The sequence below is a fragment of the Agathobaculum sp. Marseille-P7918 genome (assembly GCF_900625105.1).
Taxonomy (GTDB): Bacteria; Bacillota; Clostridia; order Oscillospirales; family Butyricicoccaceae; genus Agathobaculum.
Genome location: NZ_UYYD01000001.1, coordinates 456,710 through 482,701 on the forward strand (window position 1 = coordinate 456,710; position 25,992 = coordinate 482,701).

Consider the following 25,992-nt stretch of genomic DNA (forward strand, 5'->3'; position numbering starts at 1 on the left):
CCGTCTCAGCGCTGATAATCGCGGTGCATGGTAACCACGCCGTAGTCATGGCCGCGCAGATGCTCGCTGAGCGCTTCGGCGATTGCGACCGAACGGTGCTTGCCGCCCGTGCAGCCGATGCTGATGATGACATTGGACTTGCCTTCCGCCATATACCGCGGCAGCAGAAAATCGATCATGCTGGTCAGATGCCCCATCAGCGCATCCGCCGTACCGCCTTGGAACACATAATCCCGCACATCCGGGTCGGTGCCGTTTTTCTCGCGCAGGCTCATCTCGTAATACGGGTTGGGCAGGAAACGCACGTCGAACACCAGGTCGGACTCGGGCGGAATGCCGTACTTGAAGCCGAACGACTGCACGATCACCTCGAACGCGCCGGTGCCTTCCGTGCCAGAAAACAGCGCAAGCAGACGCTCGCGCAGGCCGGCGGCGGACAGACCGGTCGTATCAACAATGAAGTCCGCGCGGTTGCGCAGCGCGGCCAGCATGTTGCGCTCCTTTTCGATCGCCGCGGTCATGGACACGCCCTTTTCCATCAGCGGATGCTTGCGGCGCGTCTCCTTGAAACGGCGGATGAGCGTCGGCGTATCCGTATCCAGAAACAGGATGCGGTAATCGCAGCCCATGGTCTTGATCGAATCCAGTGAATCAAACAGCTGCTGGAAATCGCCGCCCGCGCGCACATCCGTGACCAGCGCGACCCGCTCATACCGCTCGGTCGCGGCAAGGCAGATCTCCGCAAAGCGCGGAATGAGTGCGATCGGCAGGTTATCCACGCAGTAATACCCCAAATCTTCGAACGTTGCGACCGCGCGGCTCTTGCCCGCGCCCGACATGCCCGAAACAATTAAAAAATACATCTATGCCATCTCCCTTGTCCGGCAAAACGCATCATCGAACGATGCGAACCTCACATTCCAGCTCCACGCCGAACTTTTCACGCACACGCTGCTGCACCAGCTCGATCAGGCGCAGCATTTCGTCGCAAGTCGCGCCGCCGCGGTTGATCAGAAAGCCCGCGTGCTTCTCCGAAACCTGCGCCGCGCCGACCGAAACGCCCTTAAGCCCCGCGTCCTCGATCAGCCGGCCGGCAAAATAGCCCTCCGGCCGCTTGAAGGTCGAACCCGCGGACGGGTAATTGAGCGGCTGCTTATCGCGCCGGCGCTGTGCAAAATCATTCATCTTATCCAAAATCGCCGCCGGATCGCCCGGCTGCAAACGCATGGTCGTGCGCACGACCGTCCAGTCCGGATGCGCGCGGAACGCACTGCTGCGGTAGCCGAAGCAATGTTCGTCCCCCGTCAGTGTGCGCAGGTTGCCCTCGCCGTCCAGATACTCGGTTTTTTCCACAATGCCCGCCATCTGACCGTCATATGCGCCTGCGTTCATAAACACCGCGCCGCCTACGCTGCCCGGAATACCGCCGGAGAACTCCGCGCCGGTCAGTCCCGCGCGCTGCGCGCGCCGCGCCACACGGCCGAGCAGGGCGCCCGCCTGCGCCACCAGCGTACCATCCTCGCCCGCGCGCACATCATCCATTTCGGTCGTGCAGATGACCGCACCGCGGTATCCCGCGTCCGCGACCAGCATATTCGAACCGTTGCCGAGCACCAAAAACGGCACGCCGCAGCGGCGGATCGCCGCAAGCGCCCCGGCCAGCTGTTCGGTGGTTTTGGGGCTGATAAACAGATCGGCAGGACCGCCGATGGCAAACGTCGTGTGGCGGCTCATCGGCTCGTTGGCCACAACTTCTATTTCCGGCACGGCTTCCCGCAGCGCCGCCATGCAATGATTGATCTTTTCCATACTATCCTCCATTTGATCTGACCAATATGTCAACACAGTATGCCGCAGCGGCAGGCTTGCAACAGCGCCGCACAGCAGCAGTATATCATCTTGTTCGCAAGTATTATACAAAATGAGAACGTAAAGTGCAAATCAAAGGCGCCCCTTTTGGGGCGCCTTTTTCCGGTTTATTCTTCCTGCGAATCTGCATCACCCAGCAGCGGCGCGCCTTCCTGCAGATCGGCAACCGCCGATTCCATCAGGGTCTGCATCTGCTCGGACGACTCCTGCAATGCCGTCTGGTCGGTCTCTCCGAGCGCATCCACCAGCAGATCGATATACTCGATCAGCGATTGGCAGCCGGACTGCAGCTTTGCATGTCCCGCCGCATAGCTTTCCGGCGGATCGATCGCCATGAAATCCTGCAGCGGCGTTTTCAGCTCATCGAGCAGTTCCTTGGTCTGCTCGACATCCGTGCCGTCAATCTCGGACGCACGGTCCTGGATCTCGCTGATTTCCGTGCTGAGCGTTTGAACCGCCTGCTGGTATTCCTCCTTGGTCAGACCGGAGGCCGTATCTTCCTCCTGCTTGCTGTCCGAACCGCACGCCGCCAGCGAAAATACCATTGCCGCGGCCAGCAGCAGCGCCGACAGACGCTTTCCCATCCCGTTTTTCATCTTCTGTCTCCTTCCGGCCGTCAGTGCACCCAAACTTCCTCATGCTCGCCGCGCCGCGGACGGCCCAGCAGCAGACGGCTCGCCTCGGTAGCGGGCAGGCCGTTGTACAGCACTTCATACATTGCCTCGGTGATCGGCATGGACACGCCCTGCTGCTGCGCAAGGTGATAGCCCGCCTCGGTCGCGTAATAGCCCTCGACCGTTGCGCCGACCTCCTTCATGGCCTCCTGCACGTTTTTGCCCTGTCCGATCAGGATGCCTGCACGGCGATTGCGCGAGTGCATCGAGCAGCAGGTGACAATCAGGTCGCCGACACCCGACAGACCCGCAAAGGTCTCCTGCCGCGCGCCCAGCTTGACGCCCAGCCGCGCGATTTCAGTCAGGCCGCGGGTCATAAACGCCGCCTTGGAGTTGTCGCCCAGACCGAGTCCGTCCGCAATGCCCGCGCCCAGCGCGATGATGTTCTTGAAAGCGCCGCCCAGCTCGCAGCCGATGATGTCCGCCGAGGTGTAAACCCGGAAAAACGTATCGTTCATAAATGCCGCCTGCGTCAGCTCCGCCGCCGCACGGCTGTGCGACGCCGCCACGATCGCGGTCGGCACCCCGCGCGAAACCTCCTCCGCGTGGGTCGGGCCGGTCAGCGCGACCACCGGATTGTTGCCGTGCATCACGCGGTCGATCGTCTCGGAAAAGCGGCAATAGCCATGCTTGGAGTCCAGACCCTTGCCGACGTTGACGATCACCGTCCCGGCCGGTACAATCGCGGCCAGCTGCTCTGCCGTGGACGCCACCGCAAAGCTCGGCACCGCCATGACAACAAGATCCGCCTGCGCCGCGCCCGACATATCAGTTGTGATTGCAATGCCCTCCGGAATCTTGACGCCCGGCAGCAGCTTTTCGTTCGCACGCTCGCGCAGCAGCAGGTCACATTCCTCCTGCAGATAGGTCCACGAGGTCACTTCATGTCCGTTGCCGTGCAGCAGCATCGCAAGCGCGATGCCCCAGCCGCCGGTGCCCAGTACAAAAACCTTCATTTTCCGTTCTCCTCTCCATTGCCTTCGGATTTTTCAATGGTTTTCTTGCTTTTGAAGGAAAACTTATTTTCCTCGCCGCGCAGGATGCGCGCGATGTTGGATCGGTGCATAAAGATGACCGCCACCGCCATGCCGAATGCCATCGCGGTCAGCACCGGGTCATCATAAAACACCAGTGTTGTGATCGGGAAGCTGATCGCACCCAGAATCGAACCGAGGGAAATCCAGCGGGTCAACGCCACGGCAAGGAAAAACAGCGCAAATGCGATCAGGAAAATGCGCCAGTCAAACAACAGCAGCATGACCGCACCGACCAGCACGCCCTTGCCGCCGCGGAAGCCGAAATACAGCGGGAACATATGTCCCAGAATGACGAAAATACCCGCCACCAGCTTGCCGACCGGGCCGGCCAGCATCGCGCCGATCGACACGGCCGCCGCACCCTTGGCGATATCGCCCAGCAGCACAAACAACGTCTTGCCCGCGCCCATGGTGCGGTACGCATTGGTCAGGCCCGCGTTGCCGCTGCCGTAATTGCGGATATCCTTTCCCAGCGTGACCTTGCTGACGATAATCGCAAAGCTCAGCGAGCCAAGCAGATAGGCGCAAACCGCAATGATGGCAAAATGCGTCAGTGTCATATCCTTTTCCCCCAGTTTCAGTGATGATTACGGCTTTAGTTCTTGTCCCCGCGCTCACGGATCACCATGCGCACCGGTGTACCGGTCAGGCCGAACACCTCGCGGATCTGGTTTTCCAGATAGCGCTGATAGGAAAAATGGAACAGCCGCGCGTCGTTGCAGAAGCAGACAAATGTCGGCGGGCAGGTGGACGCCTGCGTCATATAGAAGATGCGCAGGCGGCGGCCCTTGTCGGTCGGCGGCTGTACGCGCGCCGTCGCCTCGGCCAGAATGGAGTTGAGGCGGCCGGTCGGGATGCGCATGTGATTCTGCTCATATACCTCGTGGATCAGGCCGAACAGCTTATCCACACGCTGGCCGGTCTGCGCCGAGATGAACAGCACGGGCGCATACGGCATATAAGCCAAGCCCTCGCGCACGCGCAGCGTGTACTCCTTCATGGTGGAGCCGTCCTTTTCGACCAGATCCCACTTGTTGACCACAATGATGCACGCTTTGCCCGCGTTATGCGCTTCGCCCGCGACCTTGGTGTCCTGTTCGGTCACGCCCTCGGTCGCGTCGATCATAATGACGCACACATCCGCGCGCTCGACCGCGAGCAGCGAACGCATGACCGAGTATTTCTCGATCTTTTCATCCACCTTGCTCTTCTTGCGGATGCCCGCGGTGTCGATAAAGGTGAATTTGCCGTGTTCGTTGTCCACATTGGCGTCCACGCTGTCGCGCGTCGTACCCGCGACGTTGGAGACAATCACGCGCTCCTCGCCCAGCACGCGGTTGAGCAGGCTGGACTTGCCGACATTCGGCTTGCCGATGAGCGCGACACGGATGCGTTCCTCGTCCTCTTCGTTTTCGTCCGCGGGCGGAAAATGCTCATACGCGGCGTCCAGCAGCTCGCCCATGCCGTAGCCATGCAGGGCGGAAATGCCGTACGGCTCGCCCAAGCCCAGATTATAGAATTCGTAAAACTCGGGTTCGGGCTGGCCGGGCTTGTCGCACTTGTTGACCGCCAGCACAATCGGCTTGCCCGAGCGCAGCAGCATGGCCGCCACGTCCTGGTCGGCGGCGGTGATGCCGGTGCGCAGGTCGGTGATGAAAATGATCACGTCCGCGTGCGAGATCGCGGTCTCTGCCTGATAGCGCATGAACTGCAAAATCTCATTGTCATTGTTCGGCTCGATGCCGCCGGTGTCGATGATGGTAAAATCCCGGCCGCGCCAGTCGCTTTCCGCGTACAGACGGTCGCGCGTGACGCCGGGCGTATCCTCAACGATCGACAGGCGCTTGCCCGCCAGTCGGTTGAACAGCTGGCTTTTGCCGACATTCGGCCGGCCCACGATCGCTACGATCGGTTTTGGCATATGGTTTCCCTCCTTATTGATCCGGGGGTTTCAGTCTTCAAAGATTTTGGCGAGCAGGTCCGCGCCGTCGATCTCGACCGGCACGACCGGCACGCCGATCGCTTCCGCGACCTGCTGCGGGGTGTAATCGTCCAGAAATACATCGCCGCCATCGCGCAGCATGTTGGCAGAGATCAGCACACGCTCGCCCAGCGCGCGGCCTTTCAGCTGCGCGACCAGATCCTGCCCGGTGATCAAACCCGCGACAGACACGCGCGACCCGAAAAAGTCGTTGCGGATTTCCACCACTTTTCCATTCAGATTATCGCATTTTGCGGCCGCTTCGTCAAGTAAAACCGCCATCGACGGCGCAGCCGCCGTACCGGTCGCGATCGTAAAGGGACGCGCCGTGCGGCCTTCGTAATCGGGCAGCGCCAGACGGAACTCCTCCATAAACAGCGGCAGCATGCCGATGCCGTTTTCAAACTGGGTGAAATCCTCATAGTATTCGGTGTCCGGCAGCGGGCGCTCGGCCTTGAGATACAGCTCGTCGCCGCACCAGACCAGCCGCGTGCCGATTTCGCGCAGGCACTCGTCCGCGAACGGCTCGACGATATCGAGAATGCCCTCCGCCGCCGCTTTGTCGGTCGGCTCGAGCGGATACAATCCCTCACGATGGCGCGTCATGCCGAACGGCACGACCGAAATCGTGTTGACCGCGGGATACAGCGCCTTGAGGTCGCGCAGCGAGCGGCGAAGCTCTTCCCCGTCGTTCAACCCCTTACACACAACCAGCTGGCAGTTCATCTGGATGCCGCCCTCGGCAAAACGATCCATAATTTTGAGTGCTTCGCCCGCGCGCGGATTGCGCAGCATCTTGACGCGCAGCTCTGGATTGGTCGTCTGCACCGAGATATTGACCGGCGAAATATGCATGCGCAGGATGCGGTCCACATCCGCCTCGGACAGGTTGGTCATCGAGATATAGTTGCCCATCAGGAAGGACATGCGCGCATCGTCATCCTTGACGTAGAGCGTTTTGCGCATGCCGCGCGGCAGCTGATCGATAAAGCAGAACACGCACTTATTCGAGCACTGCTTCATGCCGTCCATCAGGTAATGCTCAAAATTCAGCCCCAGCGGCTCGCCCTCGCGTTTGTGCACACGCACCTCGCGCAGCGTTTTGCCGTCTGCCTCCAGCACCTGCAAACGGAGCGCAGCGTCATAACTGTAAAATTTGTAATCCAGCACATCGCGGATCGCGGTGCCGTCGATCTGCACCAGAGTCTCCCCTGCCTGAAGTCCCGCGCGCTCGGCCGGGCTGCCCGCGTCCACACTGACGATTTTCGACGCCATACAGCGCCCTCCTTTCGGTCTGTTCCTCACTTTCCGCGCTCTGCGCGGCATATTTTCCTCGTTTGGCGCACGCCGCGGCCAAACAGGATGAGAAGCAAAAAAAATGGAGAAGTCGTTGCCGCCTTCTCCATTTTCTGTTCTGTTTTCGCCTTACGCTTCCTTAACGGCGACAACCTCACGGCCGTTGTAATAACCGCAAGCCTTGCACATTCTGTGAGCCAGCTTCATCTCGCCGCAGTGCGGGCACTTGGTCATGCCGGGCAGAGAGAGCTTCCAATGAGAGTTACGACGCTTGTCACGACGGGCCTTCGATACCTTTCTCTTCGGTACTGCCATGGTGGATACACCTCCTACTCTATCTTCTTTATTTTTTATTTACGAACTTCAGTTGCGCTCGTCCTTATCGGAATCGAGCAGGGCGCGCAGCGCGGCAAAACGCGGATCGATCTGTTTGCTTTCGCAATCGCAATCGACCTCGTTGCGGTCGGCGCCGCAATGCGGACACAGCCCCTTGCAATCCTCTCGGCAGAGATAAGTCATCTCCACTTGCAGGATCAGCGCAGGCACCATCACATCCGCCGGGTCCACGCTGTCACCGGTCAGCACGAAAAGATCATCCTCTTCCTCCGCATCCGGGTCGTCCGTGAGGACGGTATCGACCTCGGCACGAAGCGGAATATCCAGAGGCTTGAGACAGCGCGCACAGGCGGTGGAGTAGATCGTTTCGATCGTTCCCGTAAGCCGCAGTACGCCGCTTTCACCGGAAACCTCGCCGCTGATCTGAACCGGACTTTGAAACGGCTTGGCGCCGTACAGAGTCTCTTCCCGCAGGTCGATCGTTTCGGAAAACGGAATCGACGCATGCTGGGATGCGGTCAGTTTTTTCAAATCAATCTTCATGTCAACCTCACATGGTACTAAGATAGTATACTACACCCAATCCCGCTTTGTCAACCAAAAAATACGGCAAAAAGACGCATTTTTCTGTCCGGCGCGGGCACTTCCCTTTTCCGGTAAAATGCGGTATACTGAATGCGCTACCTCATTCCATTTCAGAAAAGGATATTGTATCTTGAGAGAATATTATATCACAAAAAACGACAGCGGGCAACGGCTGAACAAATTTCTCGAAAAAGCGGTGCCGCTGCTGTCCGGCGGCATGATGCACAAGTACCTGCGCCTCAAGCGCATCAAGGTCAACGGCAAGCGCACGGAAGCCGCCTACCGTCTGTGCGAGGGTGACGCCGTGCAGCTGTATCTGAACGACGAATACTTCGACGCCCCGCGCGAGGAGGAAGCTTTCCGCCGCATCACCCGGCCGCAGGTGAGCATCGTCTATGAGGACGAAAACATCCTGCTGGCCGACAAAGCGCCCGGCATGGTCGTCCACGCGGACGAGCACGGCGACCAGAACACCCTGATCGCGCATATCCAGGCCTATCTGTTCCAGTCCGGCGCGTGGAACCCGGAGGACGCGGCTTCGTTTGCGCCCGCGCTGTGCAACCGCATCGACCGCAACACAGGCGGCATCGTCATCTGCGCGAAAACCGCCGAGGCGCTGCGCATCCTCAACGACCGCATCAAGGACCGCGAGCTGGAAAAGCGCTATCTGTGCGTGGTGCATGGCAAACCGCAGCCGCCCGCGGGTCTGATCGAGAACTTCCTGCGGCGCGACGAAAAACGCAAGCAGGTCACGCTGCACAAGACGCGCGTTCCCGGCGCAAAAACCGCCAAAACCCGTTACCGCACGCTGGCGACCCACGGCAAGCTGTCGCTGGTCGAGTGCGAACTGCTGACCGGCCGCACGCACCAGATCCGCGCGCACATGGCGTCCATCGGCTGCCCGCTGTTGGGCGACGGCAAATACGGCACCAACGAGCGCAACCGTCCGTACGGCGAAACCGGCCAGCTGCTGTACGCGTATTCGCTGACCTTCCGCTTTGCGGAGGACGCCGGCGCCCTTTCCTATCTGAACGGCCGTACCTTCCGCGTGGGACGCATCCCCTTTGTGGAAAAGTATTTCCCCGATTTCGTGATCTCATAAACAACAGCCAAAAGAGCCGCAGGCATTGCCTGCGGCTCTTTGTTGGTATCAGGTAAATTCGGTCGGTTTGTATGTGCCGTCCTCGATCTGCTGGGCGACCTTTTCGGTCAGTCCGTTATAGACCACGCCCGGCTCGAGCGTGATGCCCTTGATCGCCGCCAGCTCGGAAACCGTGACAAACGCATAGGTCTTGTCGGTCTTCTTTTGCAGGTCGTCAATCGCGGAAAGCGCGCCTTCCACCGAGGTCGGATACAGATCGTGCATCAGCACAACCGAACCATCCGACGCACTCATAATTGCGTCATGGACACTCTGCTTGTTGCGGTTTTTCCAGTCCTGCGTATCCACGCTCCAGTTGATGATCGGCAGGCCGAGTTCCTTGGCAACCGCCTTGACATCACTGTTGACACCGCCGCCTACCGGACGGAGCACGGTCGGCGCCTGTCCCGCCTTTTCCTGAATGGTGCTCGTGGCGGAGGTGATCTCCTGCCGGATGCCATCCTTGCTCAGGCCGGTCAGATGCTGCATCGGATGCGTCATCGTATGGTTGCCCAGTTCATGTCCTTCGGACACGAGCCGCGGCAGCGTGCTGCTGAACATATTGACGCGGTTGCCGACCATAAAGAAGGTCGCGTGCGCACCGCGTTCCTTGAGGCCGTCCAGCAGATATGCTGTCAAGCCGTTGGGATATCCGTCGATCGCGCCGGTCGGGCCGTCGTCAAATGTCAGCGCAATGTAGACATCCGCATCCGGGATATCCCCGCCGACCGCCTGCGTCAGGCCGTTGGTCTGACCGGACAGATAGGCCTTCTGGCTGTCAAAGCCGTCCAGCGACGTAACGGCAAAGACAAAGGAGCCGTCATCCAGAGCGGTGTAGGTCTTATTCAGCAAGGCTGCAAACAGCGGGGCGGATACATAAAACCGCCCAGAATCGGAATCGGTATAAGCACTGATGTCGTCGCCTCGCACCCGTTTTCCGTCCACCTTGGTCTTGCCGTTATCCCGCACCGTGGACTCGAGGCCGTTGAACGAAACCGTCCATTCATTATCCCCGTCAAAGGTTGCGGTACCTCCCAGCGCGTTCATCGCCGCGTCGAGCGGCACATATTGTACTCCGTCCTGCTCCACCACGGGCAGACCGCGATGCGAGCCGTCTTCCTTCATCTGCAGGACGTCGCCCTGATATTGCAGCTTGTCCGAACCCGTGCGCATCAGCACACTGTCAGATGCGAGCTGCTGCTCGGAAGGACCAAGCTCGGCGAGCGCTTCGTCCGCGATCTTGCCCAGACGCTCATCGTCCAATTCCTTTTTGGACTGCGAAACCACGACCAGATCGCCCATATTCGCGTCCAGTTCGCCCACCTGCCAGGAAAATGCCTGACAGATATCGCGCACCGGTACATAAGTCGTCCCATCCTTGATCACCGGCGCCGCCGAAATGGTTCTCGACTCGTCATTGAACTGAATGGTTTTGCTGTCCACCTGCGCGCGCAGCGTATCCTTACGCGCCGTGATCACAGCGGTTTTGCTGCTGTCCTCCCAGGACAGTTCCAGCCCCAGATTATCACAAAGAGATTGTGCCGATACAAAAACATTCCCATTGGTATCGCGATACGGAGCCGCGCCGCTCAAATCGACCGTCCGGCCATCCGAGAATGCACGGGTGTTGTCAATCTGGTACACCAGCTGATTCCGATCCCCACCAAAAATCGCGCTGGAAATGCCCTTGACAACGTGAAATGCTACCGGTACCGCAATGATCACCACCAGAATCAGGGCGACCAGCACCCCATAATGGCTGTTGCGACGACGGTGACGGTACCGATGGCGCCGGTATGTCGACCGGTACGCCGATTGATATGTCATTTTCCATTCATTCCTTCCTACCTGTTTATTGATTGTATTGGTTCTCTATTGGTTTATTATAGCATTAAATCCTAGATACAAAAGTTACAGTACCGTTAATTTTCTTACCGTTGTTCCAATTCTTTTCCAGCGGCGTTCATCGCGTCGGAAAGCATCTGAACACCGACGCCCAGCAGATGCGGTCCCACATACGCACCCAGCGTGCAGTCGATCTCGCCCTCCATCAAATGCAGATGATCCGGCAGGCTTTTCTGCGCCATTTCCCGGATTTCTTTGAGCTCGGCCAGCGAATCCCCGTGCGCCACTGCCAGATTGAACGGCACGCCGCGCGGCACCAACGCCGTCGCCAGCTGCACCATTTTCTGCATGGCGGCCTTCCGTCCGCGGATTTTGGCTACATTGATCAGTTCTCCCTCCGGCGTAAAGGAAATGATCGGCTTGATCTGCAAAAGCGTTCCCGCCACGGCTGCGATCTTGCCGATGCGTCCGCCCTTCTGTAAATATTCCAGCGTGTCCACACAGAAAAACACATGGGTATCCCGGATGAGCGCCGGCATTGCGCGCAGCAGCTCGGTCCACGTCCAGCCTTCCTCGATCCAGCGCGCAGCCTGAATCACCGTCATGCCGATGCCCAGCGAACCGCTCAGCGTATCGAACGACACCACTTCCAGCCCCACGGTCTGTTCGCCGATCAGGCGCACCAGATTGCGCGTGCCGCTCAGACCGCCGGACAGATTGATCGCCAGCACCTTGGTGTAACCGGCCTGTTTGATGCGTGCAAACGCCTGTTCCACCATATCGCCGCCCGGCAGCGTGGTCTTGGGGATTTCCTGCGGCAGCCGGCGGTACACCTCGGTGGGCGTAATATCCACACCGTCCGCATATTCGCCGTCCGAAAAGATCAGCTTGAGCGGCACGACATAAATATCATACCGACGCACCAGTGCCTGCGGGATGTCCGCACAGGAATCCGTCAGCAATGCAATTTTCTGTTGATTGATCATCTCATTCACCTTTTACAAATCTTCGCCGGCACTCCAATTGATCAGATGCGGCGAGGGCTTGGGTTCAGTTTGCCCCGGCGGCGCAACTTTCACACCGAAGAAATCGTACCACTGTCCGCAGGCATCGCATTGCCATGCCGTGGCTCCTGTTTCATCCATGATATAAATTTCGTTTCCACATTCACAGGTTAAAATCGTCATGCCGTTTCCCTTCTTTTGTCTGCCGTTTTTTTCGGCAAACGGATGTTTATGGAATATGTATAGTATACCATACGCATCGTTGGAAGTCGAACATATTTATCTGTTTTTCGGTAAAAGTCCATCGTTTTCAGCATTTTTATCCAGAAAAACCAAAACAAAGCCCGGCCGTCTAAGCGGCCGGGCTTTGTCGGACGGGAAACCGTCGCGGCAGCTGCCAATAATCAGCTGGGAATACTCCCGTTTCGGGTCACAGTTGCGGAAATATTGCTGTACAAAAAGCCGTTTGCTGTACTGACCACTTGCAGGGTCGCCGGTACAGACGAAACCGCGAACGGAATGGTAAACGACTGATTGACTACATCGTTTGCATTGGAAAAGTTATGCTGCGCTGCAGCCCCCGGCAAGCCGGTGCCATTGAGTTGGGCAACCGTACTGAGGTTGAGCGGGAAGCTGACACTTTTACCGGGCGAAAAGCTGCCGTTAAACGCAAGCGTATACACGCCCGGCTGACTGATCGTGAAATTGGGGCTGTTTGTTGTATGGCTGACCGACGTACCATAAGACAGCGCATTGCGGTCAAACAGCAGCGGCGTTTGGCCGGTACCAGACTGCGGCGGCGTAGAATAAGCCGACAACAGCTGCACATCCGAACCCGTACCGGCCGGGCCGGTTGCACCAGTTGCTCCCGTTGCGCCGCTCGGGCCAGTGGGGCCTGTCGGGCCAGTTGAGCCGCTCGGGCCGGTAGGTCCTGTCGGGCCGGTTGCGCCGCTCGGGCCGGTGGGGCCTGTCGGGCCGGTTGCACCGCTTGGGCCAGTCGGGCCTGTCAGACCGGTTGCGCCGCTCGGGCCGGTGGGGCCTGTCAGACCGGTTGCACCGCTCGGGCCGGTGGGTCCTGTCGGACCGGTGGCACCGCTGGGACCAGTGGGTCCGGTCGGACCAGTGGGTCCGGTCGGACCGGTGGCTACATTGTTTTCTGCACAACTTGCCCCCACAGCAGTCTGCTTCTGATTACGATTCTGATGCATTTTGATATGGGTCTGCGAAAGTCAGTGCAATGGTAACTGCACCGTTGCGATGCACATCAATCGTATCCACCAGTTCCACCAACATTCCGCGCTCCAAGCGGTCAATATTCCCGTACTGCTGAAAAGTCGCCCACTTTATATGATCCTGTCCGTCGCCGTTTGCCAGCGCTCGCTGTTCTTCCTGCTGGGCTGCAATTACCGCCTGCAGCTGCGTAATCTGTGTTTCCAGTGTTGCCTTGATTCTCCGATATGCCGCTTCATCCATCTCTCCCATGCGCCAATCCAAATACAGATGATCCCGAGCGGCTATCCGCTTCTTTAATTCTTTTTGCTTGGCATCCAGTAAATCACGAACCCGTTTGGAACGCTCATGACGAATCGGCTCCCTGCGGATGATGTCAATCAGTTCAGCCGGATCACCCATCAATGCAATCTGCGTCTGCAGGACGTGCAGTACGATCTTCTCAAGACAATCTGCACGAATGGTATGCTTTGTGCAGGCGGTTTTAGATTGTCGAGAATAGGTTGTGCAGCAATAATATACATGGTTTTTCGCACTTTTGCGCGTCATTGCCCTGCCGCAGTCTGCACAGCGCACCAGCCCGGAAAACAGGTACACCGTTTTTTGTCCCGGCGCAGTCCTTGTATCCCGCCGATGCAGCGACTGTGCCTTGTCAAAGGTGGCCCGATCGACAATCGCCTCGTGAGTATTCTGCACGATATACCAATCCTTTTCCTCGGTTCGCACCCGCTCATGCACCTTATAGCTGATGACTTTCTGCCTGCCCTGCACCATATTGCCGATGTACATTTGATTGAGCAGTATATTCCGCACCGTCTTGTCATTCCAAAGGCCGTCGTTTTGTTCTGTCTGCGGACTGCGGAAGTGTAATCCACTCTGCCGCTTATAGCCGGCCGGATTGGGAACGCCCAGTTCGTTGAGATGTCTGGCAATGCCGTTTTTGCTCATGCCGTCGTGCACAAACCAGCGGAAAATATCCCGCACAACTTCCGCAGCCGGTTCGTCAATCATCAGACGATTTTTATCGTCCGGCCGTTTCATAAAGCCATATGGTGCAAATGCACCGATAAACTCGCCTTTTTTCCGCTTGGTATCAAAAGTGCGGCGCACATCCACGCTGGTTTTATAGGCATACTGCTCATTTAGAAAGCCGGTAATGCTGACTTCCAGGCTGTGCACTACCTCGGGATTGAGAAATGTATCAATATGCGGCTCGTAGAGAGAAATAAATCGCGTATCATACAGCGGGATAAATTCTTCCAGAAACTTCCCCTGATTGGCGCTGTTGCGAAACGCACGGGAAAGGTTTTTTGTGACGATGCAATTAATTCTTCCTTGCTTTACGTCCTCGACCAAGCGGAGAAATTCCGGGCGGGTATCATCCGAGGTGCCCGTCCGTCCATCGTCCACATATTCGTCAATGATATCGTAGTCACCGCTAAAATATCTTGGGATCTGCTCGTCGAGAATCTTTCGCTGATTCGTAACGCTCTCACTTTCGCTGTTGCCGTCATCCCGGGAAAGGCGGATATATTTCCCAACTCTCCAAATCTTTCGCGGAACCGGCATATCCTCAGCCGCCCTGCTGCGTCTGATACGCGCCAATGTGCCCCCTCCTTGTTTCGTCCAACCACCATCATCGCTCCAGCCGCAGAAAATACATCTTCAGTTTTTCACGCAGATCCGGTTCCCCGGACGCAAATCGAATTCTGACCGGTGTTGTCCCACACAAAAAGCAATATGGATCCCTGATTTGATTCAGGTAGTCACGCAGGCGTTCTTCGGCCGGCAGTGCTGTGTCCACGCGGACATCCTTCAGACGGGTAAGCGATTGCTGTGCTGCGGTTACGGCAGCCATATCATGCGGTTGAGTTCGTTGTGCCATGGTCAAAGTATCACACTCCTCTCTCCGCAGCATATGCCGTACGGCCTGTCCGATATCTGCCGGTCGTGCCATCGGCCGCAATGACATAAGCAAAATGATATCGTCCTGTCCAAGACTTGGATTATATTCCAAGCCTTTTTTATCGCAGCCGTCCTATCGCCCTACAAATCAGCAAAACTGCAACGCCTATCTGATTCATCTGTACGGGTCTTATGAAGCCAAACGGTGGGGCGGAAAATATATCTACCAGGGTTTTCCTATCCCGCTGCGCCGTTCCGATATGATCATGTCAGCACGGCGCTTGCTTTTCTTGCATGCGATCGCTCACATGGCTTCCGCCGCGCGGCAATGGCTGGCGAAAATCTCCCCGACCGCGTCCAGCTCGCCCAAACCGCGCAGATGGGTTTCGACCGTGTAACCCTCGCTTTCCAGGCGACTCTTCCAGCTGTCGTCCTCGTCGCCCGCCAGATCATTGTGCGCGTGGTCGCCCGCCACGATCATCAAGGGCGCAAGGTGCACATGCGTGACCTCGTGCGCGTCCAGCCGCGCGAGCACATAGTCCAGATGCGGGAAGCCTTCGACCGTGCCGACATACACCCGCTCGGCGCGGTGGTAACGGAAACAGTTTTCCACCAGCGCATACGCGGCGTTCGCCGGATGCTCGGTGCCGTGCCCCATGAACACAAACGCCTCATCCTCCGCAAGGCGCGGCATCTCGACCAGCAGCGCACGCGTCAGGCGCAGATAATCCTCGGTGTCCCACAGCAGCGGCCGCCCGATCAGCAGACGCGCAAACCGCCCGCAAAACGGGCGCAGCTGCGCGACCAGTTTTTCATATTCCTGCCCGAAAATGACGTGCAGGCTCTGGCAGCGGACTTCTTCATATCCTTCCGCAGCCAGCTGCTCCATCAGTTCCTCGGGCGCTGGGATGTGCACGCCTTCCTCCCGCTCGATCTTGCGGGCGACGAGCCCCGAGGTGAACGCGCGGAAAAAGTCGTGATCCGGAAACGCCGCGCGCAGCCGTTCCTCAATCTTTTCGATCGCGCAGCGCGCCTCCGGATAGGTCGTGCCGAAACTGACGACCACCAGTGCTTTTTTGCCCATATCAGAATCCCTCCCGTTTGACCAGTTGATACAGCAGCGCGTTGACAATGGCGGCGGCGACGTTCGAACCGCCCTTGCGCCCGCGCGCGATGATGTACGGCGTGTCTCCGCCGAGAAACAGTTCTTTCGCCTCGACCACATTGACAAACCCCACCGGCACGCCGATGACAAGCGCGGGCTGCACCGCGCCCTCGCTTATCAGCTCGTGCAGGCGGATGAGCGCGGTCGGCGCGTTGCCGATCGCGAAAATCAGCGGGCCTTCCAACTTTGCCGCGTGCTCCATCGAGACCGTCGCGCGCGTTACGCCGCGCGTCTTGGCCTCGTGCGCGACCTGCTCATCCGCCATCAGGCACAGGGCGCGCCCGCCCAGTTTGGCAAGCGTCGCTTTGCTGATCCCGGACAGCGCCATGTTGGTGTCGGTAACAATGGTCGCGCCCGATGCAATCGCTTCTTTCGCCCGCTCAACGACGTTTTCCGAAAAGCACAGGTTGTCTGCGTAGTCGAAATCCGCTGTCGTATGGATCACGCGTTTTACCACCTCGGCAACGCCGGGTGCGAAGGTGCGCGCACCGAGTTCCGCCGTGATGATCTCGAAGCTGCGCTTTTCGATCTCCGCCGGCGCCATGCGTCCGTTTACCATTCGATCCCCTCCCTTGCGGTTACGCCGTCGTCAAAGGGGTGGCGGCGCTTGACCATCTCGGTGATATAGTCCGCGCGCGCCTGCAAGGCTTCGGACGGATCGCGTCCGGTCAGCACGACCTCGAGCGTGGCCGGGCGGCTATCCAAAAAGTCCAGCACAGCCTGCTCGTCCAGAAAGCCACAGGAGATCGCGGCGCACACCTCGTCGAGGATGAGCAGTCCCGCACCCTCGCGCACGGCAAAACCGGTCGCCGCGGCAAAGGTACGCTGCACGGCGTCTGCCGTTTGCTTTTTCTCGTCGTCCGTCATCTGGAAGGAGAATTTGCGCACCGGATTGGCCGCGAGCATAGTCACGGTTTCCAGTTTTGCCAGCGCGCGGCACTCGCCCGAGGTGCCGTCCTTCAAAAACTGCGCCAGCACCACCTTGCCGCCGCGTCCGGCAAACCGCACGGCAAGCCCGACCGCCGCGGTCGTCTTGCCCTTACCGTCACCGCAGTACAGGTGCACACAAGCCTTATTGTTCATGCTTTTCCCTCCAAAATCCGGTAAATCAAATCCATATCGAGCGCCTGCCGAACCGCGTCCGCCAAGCGGTCATACTCTCGCTCTTTGTATTGCGCCGTATCCAGCGCCCCATCTTCCAGCGACACGCCCTTGCGTGCGGCCAGCGCCTGCGCAAGCCGCTGCGCAACGCGCGGTGCGTCAAACACACCGTGCAGATAAGTGCCGTACGCGTTTTGCGCCTGACACCCATCCGCAACCTCTGTGCCATCCGCGCGGGTGAGCACGGCAAACGGCTGCGCGGACTTATCGCGCGTGGTCTCTCCCATGTGGATTTCATAGCCCTCGACCGCCGCGCCGGACAGCCCCGCGAGCACGCCGGACAGGCTTTCCACCGTGCCGCGCGCCTGCGTGGTCATTTTGCGCGGGCGGAACACGGTGTCCACCGGCAGCAGGCCGATGCCGCGCAGACTGCCGCCGCCCTCGGTGTTTTCCGGGTCGGACACCGTGCGCCCCAGCATCTGAAAACCGCCGCACACGCCGAACACCGGCGTGCCCGCCGCGTGCTGCTTGAGGATCTGCGCCTCCATGCCGCTCTCGCGCAGCCATTTGAGGTCAGAGAGCGTTGCCTTGGTGCCGGGCAGGATGATGAGATCCACGCCCACAAGCTGCGCGGGCTTGTCTGCGTAAGATACGCCCACACCCGGAACTCTGTCCAGAGAGGCGAAATCCGTAAAATTGCTCAGCCGCGGCAGCCGCACGACCGCGATGCGCACCGCTGCGCTGCGTGCGTCGCTGTCCAGCCGCTCGGATAAGCTGTCCTCGTCGTCGATATCAAAATGCCCATAGGGCACTACGCCCGCGACCGGCTTACCGGTCAGTTCTTCCAGCTGGGCAAGGCCGGGACGCAAAATTTCCACATCGCCTCGGAATTTGTTGATGATGAGAGCCCGGATGCGCGCCTGCTCGTCCTCGTCGAGCAGTTTGACCGTGCCGTAAAGCGAGGCGAACACGCCGCCGCGGTCGATGTCGCCGACGAGCAGCACGGGCGCGTCCACCAGCTTTGCCAGCCCCATATTGACGATATCGTCCTGCTTGAGGTTGATCTCCGCGGGACTGCCCGCGCCTTCGATCACGATGATATCATACTCGGCGGCAAGGCTGTCATACGCGTCTTTCACAACCGGGATGAGCGCTTTTTTATCGCCCCAGTAATCGCGGGCGGTGCGGTTGCCGCGCGCCTGACCCATGACGATCACCTGCGAGCCGACGTCGCTCGTCGGTTTGAGCAAAATCGGGTTCATGCGCACATCGGGCGCGATGCCGGCGGCCTCAGCCTGCACTACCTGCGCGCGGCCCATCTCGCCGCCGTCCGCTGTAATATAGGAGTTAAGCGCCATGTTCTGCGCCTTAAAGGGTGCTACGCGCCAGCCGTCCTGCCGGAAAATGCGGCACAGCGCCGCGCAAATCAGGCTTTTCCCTGCGTTCGAGCAGGTGCCCTGCACCATGATGCACTTTGCCATCAGGTTTCCTCCTTCCGAATATCGTCCAGCGCCGCGAGCAGCGACTTGCTTTCTTCTCTCGTCTTGACCGCCGTGCGGTAGTATCCGCGCGCAAGGCCGCGATAATTGGCGCAGTCGCGGATGAGAATGCCGCGCCGCGCGAGCTTGTCCTGCAAATCTGTATCCCGCGCACGCAGCAACAGGAAATTCGCCTCGCCCGGGCAAACCCACAGCCCACGCGCGGTGAGGCTTTCTGTCAGATACGCCCGCTCCGCCGCGATGCGCGCAGCAGTCTGACGGGCGTAGTCCCGCTCCCCCGCACACGCGACCGCGCATGCCTGCGCGACCACCGACACGTTCCACGGCTGTCCCGCACGGTACAAGCCTTCGATCAGCGCCGTGTCCGCGGTCATGCACCAGCCAAAGCGCACGCCCGGCACGGCGTACATCTTGGTGTACGCCCGCAGCAGCACGAGCGACGGAAACTCGTCCAGATATGGCGCGAGCGTCTCGCCGCCCGGTACAAAATCGAGAAAGCACTCGTCCACGATCAGCCGCGCGCCGATTTGCGCGCACCGCACGGCAATGTCCCGCAGCAGCGCAGGATCGATCGTGCGTCCGGTCGGGTTGTTGGGATTGCACAGATAAACCGCATCCAGATCGGGCGTAATATCCTGCAAAATCCGTTCCGTAACCGCAAAATCCTCGTCCGCGCGCAGTGTATGGAAGCGCAGCTCCGCACCCGCGAGCGTGCGCTCGTACTCAGCAAAGGTCGGCGCGAGCAGCAGCGCGGTTTTGGGCCGCAGCACGGCCGCGAGCCGGTCGAGCACATCCGCTGCGCCGCTGCCGCAATAGATACGGTCGGGCGCAACGCCCTCGGCTTCCGCGATCGCCTGCCGCGGCGCGCGGCAGAATGGGTCGGGGTACTGCGTGCAGGCCTCGATCGCGTCCCGCATCGCCTGCCTGACGCGTTCCGGGATGCCATACGGGTTAATATTGGCCGACAGATCGACCGGTACGCTGCCAAAGCGTGCAGTGTAGGAATATACGTCGCCGCCGTGTACATATTCGGGCATGGGGTTCCTCCTTTTATCCAAGCGGCGGCCAGGCCAGCATCAGCCGCACCACTGCGCACAGCACAAGCGCAAGCACGCTCGCCATGCTCATCAGATCGCAGGTCTGTAAAATATCCGTGCGCCGCACCACACGATCCGGGTCGCCAAACGACGCTTTTTTCACCGTTTTGCCGAAGTAGCTTGCGTCCCCACCGAGCTGGATATGCAGCGCGCCCGCGCAGGCCGACTCAGTTTGTCCGGCGTTCGGGCTTTTGTGACCGTTCCGGTCGCGCCGGAACACGCGCAGCGCGTTGCGGTTGTCCAATCCCAGCATACCCGCCGCCGCAATCAGGCAAACCGCAGACAGGCGCGCCGGAACCAAGTTGAACACATCGTCCATGCGGGCGGAAAACTTGCCGAAATACTCGTATTTGTCGTTGTGATACCCCACCATCGAGTCCAGCGTGTTGACCGCCTTGTACAGCAGTCCCAGCGGCGCGCCGCCGATAAGCAGGAACACGAGCGGCGCGACCACGCCGTCGGTCGTGTTCTCCGCGACCGTCTCGACCGCGGCCTTGATGACGCCCGCCTCGTCCAGTTCTCCCGTGTCGCGGCCAACATACATGGCAATCGCCTTGCGGCCATCGTCCAGCGACTTACCGAGCGCCGCATGCACATGCTTTCCCGCGTCGGCCAGGCATTTTCGGGCCAGAATCAGCCAGCACAGCAGCGACTCCGCCGCAAACCCCAGCCAGAAGTTGACCCCGCGCAGCCAGCGCAGCGCAAAAAACGGCGCGGCAAAGCTGACGCCGCAGACAATGAGCCACAGCAGCACGCCCGCCGCGGTTTCGCCGCCGCGTGTCTTGGGAAACAGTCGCCGCAGCACTTTTTCGGTGATCGACACCAACCGCCCGATCAGGCAGGCGGGATGCAAAGCGGTGTTCGGGTCGCCCAGCAGACTATCAAGCAGAAAGCCGAGCAGCACGGCACAGGTCAGGTACATGATTTTTCTCCTTTGATATATTGCGGCAGTCCTGCCGTCACGCGCACGACCGCGTCCGCTTGCTCGGCCAGCGCGCAGCACAGCCGCCCGACCGCCTCGCGGTACGCTTCGTCCGCGCGGTCGATCGGCACAACACCGCAGCCGACCTCGTCGCAGGTAACCGCGCAGCCGCGCAAAGCTTCCAGCAGCGCCATCGGGTCGCGCCCGGCGGCGAGTTCGTCCCGCACGCGCTCGTGCAGGTTTTGGACGAGCGGCAGTGCGGGATACAAACGCTTCGAGAGCGCCGCCTTGCCCTGGTGCGCCCCGCCAATGATGAGTATGGTCATAGTATGAGTCCTCCTACCGCGGCACAGGCGAGTGCCAAAAGCTCAGCGACCGAAATGCCAAAGCCCGCCAGGTCGCCCGTGATGCCGCCGAAAATGCGGCGAGTCAATTTCTCATGCGCGCCGTACCACACAAGCAGCACGACCGCCCAGACCATAGCTGCATTCAGGCCGCGCGGCACGGCATGCACCAGCAGTCCGGCGACAGCCAGATAGACCACAAGTTCAATGAGCAGCATGATCGCAACCGCTTTTTTATCACTATTCTCAGCAAACAGATGCGCCAAACCGCTGTCCTTGGCGCAGGGCGTCAGCACGACCTTGCAGCCGCCCATGCAGCGCGCGATCGCAAATCCGGCAAGTGCGAGCGGCAGCAGCGCGGGGCGCGCATAGATCTGCGCAAAGCAGCCGGTTTCCGCCAGCAGAAAGGCGATCAGCCACATCGGGCCGAACGCGCCGACATGCGGATCTTTGAGAATAGAAAGCCGCTTTTCGCGGTCGCCGTACGAGCAGAGCGCGTCGCAGGTGTCGCACAGGCCGTCCAGATGGATGCCGCCCGAGACAAACAGCGGAAGAAGCGCCGCGCCGACTGCGTAAAACAGGCTCTCGGCGGCAAAGTGCGTGCAGAACCAAAACCACAGCCACTCGAGCACGCCGATCAGCACGCCGACCAGCGGCAGAAAAGACAGCGCCCAGCGCATCGTGCGCTTTTCCCACTGCACCTGCGGCACGGGAATCGCGGAATACATCGAAAACGCGACCAGCAGGCCGCTCCACGCGCTTTTCATACGTCTTTCTCCCCTTTCAGCGGCAGCAGGATGCCGCAGACCGACTCATAGACCGCCGCCGCCCGCGCTGCCAGTGCGCGGTTGAGCGCTGCAAGATCGCGGATATACTGCACGGTCTCGGACGGATACGTTACGCCATCGGAAAAAATCTCGTCGGTCACCACGACCAGCGTTTCGCAGCAGTCTTGCAGATGTGCAATGCCTGCAAGGATGCTGCCGAACGCCGCGTCGCCCGCGCCTTCAGGCGCGAACCGCTCGTTTGCCAGCAGATTGCCCAAATCCTCCAGCAAAATCCCGTCATAATGCCGGGGCAATGTCAGCCCCGCAAGGTCCGTCGGACGCTCCACCGTCTCAAAGCCCTTGCCCTGCCGCAGCGCGCGGTGCCGCGCGATGCGCGTCTGCGCCGCCGCACCAAAGGGCTGCATGGTCGCCAGATACAGCCGGGAGGACGGAGCATGCGCGCAAAGCAGCCGCTCCGCATGTGCGGATTTCCCACTTGCCGCTCCGCCGGTCACTAAAATCAGCATTTTTTTGCATCTATCCTCCCACTTTTTTGCATCAGGTCAGTGGTTGATAGGCTTCTATCCCCACTTCGTCAAAACTGGGCATGCCGTCATAGGCCGCGAACACCAGATCGAGCAGGCTGACCGCCGCGACCGCGCCCGTGCCTTCGCCCAGCCGCATCCCCGCTGTAATAAACGGGTGCAAACCGAGTTCGTTCAGCAGCAGCGCGCCCGCCGGCTCCTCCGAGCGGTGTCCCGCGATCAGATAATCGCGCACGATTGGGCATAGCCGCACTGCAACCAGCGCCGCTGCGCACGAGATCACGCCGTCCAGCACCGCGGGCAAGCCGCAGGCGGCCGCGCCCAGGTACAGCCCGGCAAGCCCCGCGATATCCAGCCCGCCGACCTTGTGCAGCACGTCGATCGGGTCAGCTGGATCAGGACGATGCAGCGCGAGCGCGGTCTCGATCGCGCGCACCTTGCGGCAAAGCCCTTCCGAGGACAAGCCCGCGCCGCGGCCGGTCACGGTCTCCACGGCCTCACCGGTCAAGGCGGCGGTCACGGCGGCGCTCGTCGTCGTGTTGCCAATGCCCATTTCGCCGCCGCAGAGCAAATCGTATCCCTCAGCGGCACACCGCTCGGCCATCTCGATGCCGACCTCGACCGCGCGCACGGCCTGTTCCCGCGTCATGGCAGGCTCTTTTGTCATATCCGCCGTACCATACCGGATTTTGCGGCGCAGAATGCGATCTCCCTGCACGTCGCGCGCCACGCCGATGTCCACCGGGAAGCTGTCCATGCCGATATGCCGCGCCATCAGGCAGACCGACGACTGCCCGCGGCCCATGTTTTCGGCCACGGCCGCGGTCACCTCCTGCCCGCACTGGGTCACCCCCTGCGCGACCACACCATTGTCCGCGCAGAACATGACGACCGCCCGCTTTGCGATCGACGGGCGCGGCGTGCGCCGGATGGCGGCAATCTGCGCGACCGCCTCCTGCAGCAATCCCAGACTGCCCAGCGGCATGGCGATATCGCAAAAGCGCTGCCGCGCCGCTGCGCGGCTGTTCTCGCACGGCGGATGCACCGCCGCGATCGTCTGCTGCAAATCCATGGTGTTTTATCCTTTCCGCGCCGCGCGGCGCACAAAATTCTCGGCAAATGCCGGATTCGACCGAAAATACAAATGCGGGAAACCGGCATACAGCGTATCTGTCGCGTGAACGCACGCCCATGCACGTCCGTTCGGCTTTTGGGCGTCAAAATCCGCACCCTCGTCGGTTGAGACCGCATAGTGGAACTCATGCGCGCGGATCTGCCCGCCCGCGCGGCACAGCAGGTTATCCCGCCGCGCAGTCAGTGTCACATAGCCGAAAGGCTGGAGTTTTTTCGTCAGCTTCGCGTCCGCGTCGAGCACACCCGCCATTTCCGCGCCGTCCAGCGTGCGGTGCAGATACAAAAAGCCGCCGCACTCCGCGATCGTCGGCAGGCCGCCCAGCACCGCATTGTGGATGCTGTCCCGCATGGTGCGATTGGCGGCAAGCTGCGCTTTGTGCACCTCGGGATACCCGCCGCCGAGGTACAGTCCGTCGATCCTTTCGGGCAGCGCCCGGTCGGTCAGCGGCGAAAACGGCACCAGTTCCGCGCCGAGCGCGCGCAGCACGTCCAAGTTATCCGCATAGTAAAAGCAAAACGCCTTGTCCCGCGCGACCGCAATGCGCACCGGCTGATCCACCACCGGCACAAGCGGCGCACTTTGGTCTGCCAACGGCGGCGCGGTGCGCGCCAGCGCCAGCAGCCCGTCCAAATCCAGCCCGGTTTCCGCTGCATCGGCCAGCCGGTCGAGCTTATCCGGCAAATCCCCGATCTCGGTCGCGGTCACCAAGCCCAGATGCCGGTCGGGGATTTCGCTCTCCGGCACAGGCGGCACAAAGCCGAACACCGGCAGCCCCGCCTGCTCGGCAATCGCGCGATAAAACGGATACATTCCCGCGGACACGCCGTTCAAGATCACGCCGGCAAGCGTATTGGGCGCAAACTCGCGAAAGCCCTTGATCTCGGCCGCGAGCGACAGCGACTGTCCGCGTGGTCGGGCGATCAGCACGGACGGCGTGTCCGTCGCCCGAGCCAAATGTGCTGCCGACGCTATGTCGGTGTTGCCGGACACGCCGTCGTAAAATCCCATCACGCCCTCGATGATGCCGACGCCGTCCGCCGGGACATGGCGTGCCAGCTGTCCGCGCACCTCGGTTTCGTCCACAAAGAACAGGTCGAGGTTGCGGCTGGGCACACCGAGCGCCTCGGTGTGGAACATCGGATCGATATAGTCCGGCCCGCACTTGAAGGCCGCGAGCGGCACGCCGCGGCGCTGCAGCGCGCGCAGCAGCGCGGTCGTGACCGTGGTCTTGCCGCAGCCCGAGCCGGTGCCTGCCAGCAGCAGGCGAGGCGCACTATTCTGCATCGTCTCCCCCTCCCGACAGGATAAAGACCGGGTTGAGCGCAGTCAGCATGGTGTACGGCCCGACGGCCTTGCCGCGCGATGCCGCCAGCTGCGAGACCTCGATATTTGCAAAGCCGAGATCGAGGAGCGCATGCCGTGCTTCCTCCAGCGTTTCCAGCGCGATCGCGGTGACCACCACGCGCACGGCTGGATTTTTCTCCTTGGCGAGCGCCAAAATACGCCGCATCCCGCCGCCGCTGCCGCCAACGAACACACAGTCCGGCGCGGGCAGCGCTTCGAGCGCTTCCGGCGCGCGTCCCGCAACGATCTGCACATTATAACCGCCCAGCTTGCGGCGGTTTTCGTCCAACAGCGAAAGCGCTTCGTTGTTCCGCTCGACCGCATAAACAAGGCCGTCGCACGCGCGGCGCGCAAGTTCAAGCGTCATTGCCCCCGTGCCCGCGCCCACGTCCCAGACCGTATCACGCGGCTGCACGGCCAGCCTGCCGCACACCGTCCAGCGCACTTCCTCCTTGGTCATCGGCACCTTTGCGCGCGTAAACATGCTGTCGCGCAGAGGCTCGGCCGCGTTTACCGCATCCAGATGCTCGATCAGCAGCACCGCCAGATCGCCGCAGGTCCGCGCCGCGAGGTCCGCCGCCGTGCCGTGCACGATGCGCTCCGTTTCAACACCGAGGTTTTCGCCCAAATGGACGGTCAGACTGCCAAGCCCCGCATCCACGAGCGCGCGGCACACGGTCTGCGCGTTCTGCACCCCGCCAGTCAGCGCAAACACCTTTTTGTGATAGCTGACCGCGCCAAGAATGCTGCCTGCGCGCCCGTGCAGGCTGCGCACGCAAGCGTCGTCATAGGGCACGCCAACCTTCGCGCAGAAGTATTGCAGACTGGACAGGCCGCAAATGAGCCGCACATCCCCGTATGACAGCAGTTGCTCCCGCAACCGCGCGGCGGCGCTGAAAAAGCCCACATCGCCCGACACCAGCACAGCGACCGTGTCGCCTCCGGCCTGTACCGCCCGCGCAGCCAACTCTCCGAAGGGGCAGATGACCGCTTTTGCATTCAGCGCGGCGAGCCGCGCAGTTGCCAGCACCGCGTCGGCCTCGTCCAGCGCGCGGCGGGCCTCACCGGTCAGCGTGTCCAGCGTACCCATCCCCGCGCCGATGATAAAAAAGAGGCGATTCATTTTCGTTCTCCTTTCGGTAAAAGCTGTAGCACCCGCGCCCCTCTGGG

The 25,992-nt window shown here is 60.6% G+C and carries 28 protein-coding genes; 1 reads left to right on the forward strand and 27 read right to left on the reverse strand.

Going from position 1 to position 25,992, the window contains the following annotated elements:
* Positions 1 to 5: 5 nt before the first annotated feature.
* The 9 genes from rapZ to EJL02_RS02190 all read right to left on the reverse strand — a co-directional run bounded on the left by rapZ (position 6) and on the right by EJL02_RS02190 (position 7,736).
* A complete protein-coding gene (gene rapZ, locus EJL02_RS02150) occupies positions 6 to 863 on the reverse strand; it encodes an RNase adapter RapZ (protein WP_125114764.1) in 858 nt (285 codons plus the stop codon).
* Between the two features lie 31 nt (positions 864 to 894).
* Positions 895 to 1,809: a UDP-N-acetylmuramate dehydrogenase gene (gene murB, locus EJL02_RS02155; protein ID WP_125114765.1), complete on the reverse strand. Its 915-nt coding sequence runs from the start codon at positions 1,807 to 1,809 to the stop codon at positions 895 to 897.
* A gap of 167 nt (positions 1,810 to 1,976) precedes the next feature.
* The gene (locus EJL02_RS02160; protein ID WP_125114766.1) at positions 1,977 to 2,465 is read right to left on the reverse strand and encodes a DUF6376 family protein; all 489 of its coding nucleotides are present in this window, start codon (positions 2,463 to 2,465) and stop codon (positions 1,977 to 1,979) included.
* 20 nt (positions 2,466 to 2,485) lie between these two features.
* Positions 2,486 to 3,499: an NAD(P)H-dependent glycerol-3-phosphate dehydrogenase gene (locus EJL02_RS02165; RefSeq protein WP_125114767.1), complete on the reverse strand. Its 1,014-nt coding sequence runs from the start codon at positions 3,497 to 3,499 to the stop codon at positions 2,486 to 2,488.
* Positions 3,496 to 4,140: a glycerol-3-phosphate 1-O-acyltransferase PlsY gene (plsY, locus tag EJL02_RS02170; protein ID WP_125114768.1), complete on the reverse strand. Its 645-nt coding sequence runs from the start codon at positions 4,138 to 4,140 to the stop codon at positions 3,496 to 3,498. The genes EJL02_RS02165 and plsY overlap by 4 nt, the downstream gene beginning before the upstream one ends.
* A 35-nt stretch (positions 4,141 to 4,175) precedes the next feature.
* Positions 4,176 to 5,501, reverse strand: a complete 1,326-nt coding sequence (der, locus tag EJL02_RS02175) for a ribosome biogenesis GTPase Der (RefSeq protein WP_125114769.1) — start codon at positions 5,499 to 5,501, stop codon at positions 4,176 to 4,178.
* A gap of 30 nt (positions 5,502 to 5,531) precedes the next feature.
* Positions 5,532 to 6,836 carry a DUF512 domain-containing protein gene (locus tag EJL02_RS02180; protein ID WP_125114770.1) on the reverse strand — a complete coding sequence of 435 codons (1,305 nt, stop codon included), beginning with the start codon at positions 6,834 to 6,836 and terminating at the stop codon, positions 5,532 to 5,534.
* A 150-nt stretch (positions 6,837 to 6,986) separates the two neighbouring features.
* Positions 6,987 to 7,172, reverse strand: a complete 186-nt coding sequence (gene rpmF / locus EJL02_RS02185) for a 50S ribosomal protein L32 (protein ID WP_125114771.1) — start codon at positions 7,170 to 7,172, stop codon at positions 6,987 to 6,989.
* A 48-nt stretch (positions 7,173 to 7,220) separates the two neighbouring features.
* Entirely contained in the window at positions 7,221 to 7,736 is a 516-nt protein-coding gene (locus tag EJL02_RS02190; protein WP_125114772.1) for a YceD family protein, read from the reverse strand.
* A 172-nt stretch (positions 7,737 to 7,908) separates the two neighbouring features.
* Here EJL02_RS02190 and EJL02_RS02195 point away from each other — a divergent pair, with 172 nt between their 5' ends.
* Positions 7,909 to 8,880: an RluA family pseudouridine synthase gene (locus EJL02_RS02195; RefSeq protein ID WP_125114773.1), complete on the forward strand. Its 972-nt coding sequence runs from the start codon at positions 7,909 to 7,911 to the stop codon at positions 8,878 to 8,880.
* A gap of 48 nt (positions 8,881 to 8,928) precedes the next feature.
* Here EJL02_RS02195 and EJL02_RS02200 read toward each other — a convergent pair whose 3' ends face one another.
* From EJL02_RS02200 to cbiE, 18 genes are all read right to left on the reverse strand, one after another.
* Complete coding sequence (locus EJL02_RS02200; RefSeq protein WP_125114774.1) at positions 8,929 to 10,746, reverse strand: polysaccharide deacetylase family protein; 1,818 nt, start codon at positions 10,744 to 10,746, stop codon at positions 8,929 to 8,931.
* 104 nt (positions 10,747 to 10,850) lie between these two features.
* On the reverse strand, positions 10,851 to 11,750 hold the full coding sequence (locus tag EJL02_RS02205) for a DegV family protein (RefSeq protein WP_243114376.1): 900 nt from the start codon (positions 11,748 to 11,750) through the stop codon (positions 10,851 to 10,853).
* A gap of 12 nt (positions 11,751 to 11,762) precedes the next feature.
* Positions 11,763 to 11,951, reverse strand: a complete 189-nt coding sequence (locus tag EJL02_RS02210) for a hypothetical protein (protein WP_125114775.1) — start codon at positions 11,949 to 11,951, stop codon at positions 11,763 to 11,765.
* A gap of 221 nt (positions 11,952 to 12,172) precedes the next feature.
* The gene (locus EJL02_RS14315) at positions 12,173 to 12,976 is read right to left on the reverse strand and encodes a collagen-like protein (protein WP_206426936.1); all 804 of its coding nucleotides are present in this window, start codon (positions 12,974 to 12,976) and stop codon (positions 12,173 to 12,175) included.
* Positions 12,960 to 14,603, reverse strand: coding sequence for a recombinase family protein (locus EJL02_RS02220; RefSeq protein WP_243114377.1), 1,644 nt, complete (start codon positions 14,601 to 14,603; stop codon positions 12,960 to 12,962). Before EJL02_RS02220 ends, EJL02_RS14315 begins: the two co-directional genes overlap by 17 nt.
* Positions 14,604 to 14,634: 31 nt before the next feature.
* Complete coding sequence (locus tag EJL02_RS02225) at positions 14,635 to 14,883, reverse strand: DUF6870 family protein (RefSeq protein WP_330548620.1); 249 nt, start codon at positions 14,881 to 14,883, stop codon at positions 14,635 to 14,637.
* A 324-nt stretch (positions 14,884 to 15,207) separates the two neighbouring features.
* Positions 15,208 to 15,987 carry a sirohydrochlorin cobaltochelatase gene (locus EJL02_RS02230; RefSeq protein WP_125114777.1) on the reverse strand — a complete coding sequence of 260 codons (780 nt, stop codon included), beginning with the start codon at positions 15,985 to 15,987 and terminating at the stop codon, positions 15,208 to 15,210.
* A 1-nt stretch (position 15,988) separates the two neighbouring features.
* Positions 15,989 to 16,627, reverse strand: a complete 639-nt coding sequence (locus EJL02_RS02235; RefSeq protein ID WP_125114778.1) for a precorrin-8X methylmutase — start codon at positions 16,625 to 16,627, stop codon at positions 15,989 to 15,991.
* The gene (locus EJL02_RS02240; protein WP_125114779.1) at positions 16,621 to 17,151 is read right to left on the reverse strand and encodes a cob(I)yrinic acid a,c-diamide adenosyltransferase; all 531 of its coding nucleotides are present in this window, start codon (positions 17,149 to 17,151) and stop codon (positions 16,621 to 16,623) included. The genes EJL02_RS02235 and EJL02_RS02240 overlap by 7 nt, the downstream gene beginning before the upstream one ends.
* Positions 17,148 to 18,650 carry a cobyric acid synthase gene (locus EJL02_RS02245; protein WP_125114780.1) on the reverse strand — a complete coding sequence of 501 codons (1,503 nt, stop codon included), beginning with the start codon at positions 18,648 to 18,650 and terminating at the stop codon, positions 17,148 to 17,150. The genes EJL02_RS02240 and EJL02_RS02245 overlap by 4 nt, the downstream gene beginning before the upstream one ends.
* Positions 18,650 to 19,705, reverse strand: a complete 1,056-nt coding sequence (locus EJL02_RS02250; RefSeq protein ID WP_125114781.1) for a pyridoxal phosphate-dependent aminotransferase — start codon at positions 19,703 to 19,705, stop codon at positions 18,650 to 18,652. The genes EJL02_RS02245 and EJL02_RS02250 overlap by 1 nt, the downstream gene beginning before the upstream one ends.
* Before the next feature lie 13 nt (positions 19,706 to 19,718).
* Positions 19,719 to 20,687: an adenosylcobinamide-phosphate synthase CbiB gene (cbiB, locus tag EJL02_RS02255; RefSeq protein WP_125114782.1), complete on the reverse strand. Its 969-nt coding sequence runs from the start codon at positions 20,685 to 20,687 to the stop codon at positions 19,719 to 19,721.
* Positions 20,678 to 21,013 carry a bifunctional adenosylcobinamide kinase/adenosylcobinamide-phosphate guanylyltransferase gene (locus tag EJL02_RS02260; protein WP_125114783.1) on the reverse strand — a complete coding sequence of 112 codons (336 nt, stop codon included), beginning with the start codon at positions 21,011 to 21,013 and terminating at the stop codon, positions 20,678 to 20,680. Before EJL02_RS02260 ends, cbiB begins: the two co-directional genes overlap by 10 nt.
* Positions 21,010 to 21,798, reverse strand: coding sequence for an adenosylcobinamide-GDP ribazoletransferase (gene cobS, locus EJL02_RS02265; RefSeq protein WP_125114784.1), 789 nt, complete (start codon positions 21,796 to 21,798; stop codon positions 21,010 to 21,012). Before cobS ends, EJL02_RS02260 begins: the two co-directional genes overlap by 4 nt.
* Positions 21,795 to 22,325 (reverse strand): bifunctional adenosylcobinamide kinase/adenosylcobinamide-phosphate guanylyltransferase, encoded by a 531-nt coding sequence (locus tag EJL02_RS02270; RefSeq protein ID WP_125114785.1) that lies wholly within the window; start codon positions 22,323 to 22,325, stop codon positions 21,795 to 21,797. Before EJL02_RS02270 ends, cobS begins: the two co-directional genes overlap by 4 nt.
* Positions 22,326 to 22,356: 31 nt before the next feature.
* Positions 22,357 to 23,415: a nicotinate-nucleotide--dimethylbenzimidazole phosphoribosyltransferase gene (gene cobT / locus EJL02_RS02275; RefSeq protein WP_125114786.1), complete on the reverse strand. Its 1,059-nt coding sequence runs from the start codon at positions 23,413 to 23,415 to the stop codon at positions 22,357 to 22,359.
* A 6-nt stretch (positions 23,416 to 23,421) separates the two neighbouring features.
* Positions 23,422 to 24,762 carry a cobyrinate a,c-diamide synthase gene (locus tag EJL02_RS02280; RefSeq protein WP_125114787.1) on the reverse strand — a complete coding sequence of 447 codons (1,341 nt, stop codon included), beginning with the start codon at positions 24,760 to 24,762 and terminating at the stop codon, positions 23,422 to 23,424.
* On the reverse strand, positions 24,752 to 25,945 hold the full coding sequence (gene cbiE, locus EJL02_RS02285) for a precorrin-6y C5,15-methyltransferase (decarboxylating) subunit CbiE (RefSeq protein WP_125114788.1): 1,194 nt from the start codon (positions 25,943 to 25,945) through the stop codon (positions 24,752 to 24,754). Before cbiE ends, EJL02_RS02280 begins: the two co-directional genes overlap by 11 nt.
* Positions 25,946 to 25,992 lie beyond the last annotated feature (47 nt).

Excerpts from the sequence above, each read along its gene's own strand:
- cbiE (WP_125114788.1), bottom strand. The coding sequence starts at position 25,945 with ATGAATCGCCTCTTTTTTATCATCGGCGCGGGGATGGGTACGCTGGAC.
- EJL02_RS14315 (WP_206426936.1), bottom strand. The coding sequence starts at position 12,976 with ATGCATCAGAATCGTAATCAGAAGCAGACTGCTGTGGGGGCAAGTTGT.
- rpmF (WP_125114771.1), bottom strand. The coding sequence starts at position 7,172 with ATGGCAGTACCGAAGAGAAAGGTATCGAAGGCCCGTCGTGACAAGCGT.
- EJL02_RS02250 (WP_125114781.1), bottom strand. The coding sequence starts at position 19,705 with ATGCCCGAATATGTACACGGCGGCGACGTATATTCCTACACTGCACGC.
- EJL02_RS02230 (WP_125114777.1), bottom strand. The coding sequence starts at position 15,987 with ATGGGCAAAAAAGCACTGGTGGTCGTCAGTTTCGGCACGACCTATCCG.
- der (WP_125114769.1), bottom strand. The coding sequence starts at position 5,501 with ATGCCAAAACCGATCGTAGCGATCGTGGGCCGGCCGAATGTCGGCAAA.
- EJL02_RS02160 (WP_125114766.1), bottom strand. The coding sequence starts at position 2,465 with ATGAAAAACGGGATGGGAAAGCGTCTGTCGGCGCTGCTGCTGGCCGCG.
- rapZ (WP_125114764.1), bottom strand. The coding sequence starts at position 863 with ATGTATTTTTTAATTGTTTCGGGCATGTCGGGCGCGGGCAAGAGCCGC.
- EJL02_RS02280 (WP_125114787.1), bottom strand. The coding sequence starts at position 24,762 with ATGCAGAATAGTGCGCCTCGCCTGCTGCTGGCAGGCACCGGCTCGGGC.
- EJL02_RS02260 (WP_125114783.1), bottom strand. The coding sequence starts at position 21,013 with ATGACCATACTCATCATTGGCGGGGCGCACCAGGGCAAGGCGGCGCTC.
- EJL02_RS02210 (WP_125114775.1), bottom strand. The coding sequence starts at position 11,951 with ATGACGATTTTAACCTGTGAATGTGGAAACGAAATTTATATCATGGAT.
- EJL02_RS02270 (WP_125114785.1), bottom strand. The coding sequence starts at position 22,325 with ATGCTGATTTTAGTGACCGGCGGAGCGGCAAGTGGGAAATCCGCACAT.
- EJL02_RS02235 (WP_125114778.1), bottom strand. The coding sequence starts at position 16,627 with ATGGTAAACGGACGCATGGCGCCGGCGGAGATCGAAAAGCGCAGCTTC.
- EJL02_RS02245 (WP_125114780.1), bottom strand. The coding sequence starts at position 18,650 with ATGGCAAAGTGCATCATGGTGCAGGGCACCTGCTCGAACGCAGGGAAA.
- EJL02_RS02205 (WP_243114376.1), bottom strand. The coding sequence starts at position 11,750 with ATGATCAATCAACAGAAAATTGCATTGCTGACGGATTCCTGTGCGGAC.
- EJL02_RS02225 (WP_330548620.1), bottom strand. The coding sequence starts at position 14,883 with ATGGCACAACGAACTCAACCGCATGATATGGCTGCCGTAACCGCAGCA.
- murB (WP_125114765.1), bottom strand. The coding sequence starts at position 1,809 with ATGGAAAAGATCAATCATTGCATGGCGGCGCTGCGGGAAGCCGTGCCG.
- EJL02_RS02200 (WP_125114774.1), bottom strand. The coding sequence starts at position 10,746 with ATGACATATCAATCGGCGTACCGGTCGACATACCGGCGCCATCGGTAC.
- cbiB (WP_125114782.1), bottom strand. The coding sequence starts at position 20,687 with ATGTACCTGACCTGTGCCGTGCTGCTCGGCTTTCTGCTTGATAGTCTG.
- EJL02_RS02190 (WP_125114772.1), bottom strand. The coding sequence starts at position 7,736 with ATGAAGATTGATTTGAAAAAACTGACCGCATCCCAGCATGCGTCGATT.
- plsY (WP_125114768.1), bottom strand. The coding sequence starts at position 4,140 with ATGACACTGACGCATTTTGCCATCATTGCGGTTTGCGCCTATCTGCTT.
- EJL02_RS02240 (WP_125114779.1), bottom strand. The coding sequence starts at position 17,151 with ATGAACAATAAGGCTTGTGTGCACCTGTACTGCGGTGACGGTAAGGGC.
- EJL02_RS02165 (WP_125114767.1), bottom strand. The coding sequence starts at position 3,499 with ATGAAGGTTTTTGTACTGGGCACCGGCGGCTGGGGCATCGCGCTTGCG.
- cobT (WP_125114786.1), bottom strand. The coding sequence starts at position 23,415 with ATGGATTTGCAGCAGACGATCGCGGCGGTGCATCCGCCGTGCGAGAAC.
- EJL02_RS02180 (WP_125114770.1), bottom strand. The coding sequence starts at position 6,836 with ATGGCGTCGAAAATCGTCAGTGTGGACGCGGGCAGCCCGGCCGAGCGC.
- cobS (WP_125114784.1), bottom strand. The coding sequence starts at position 21,798 with ATGAAAAGCGCGTGGAGCGGCCTGCTGGTCGCGTTTTCGATGTATTCC.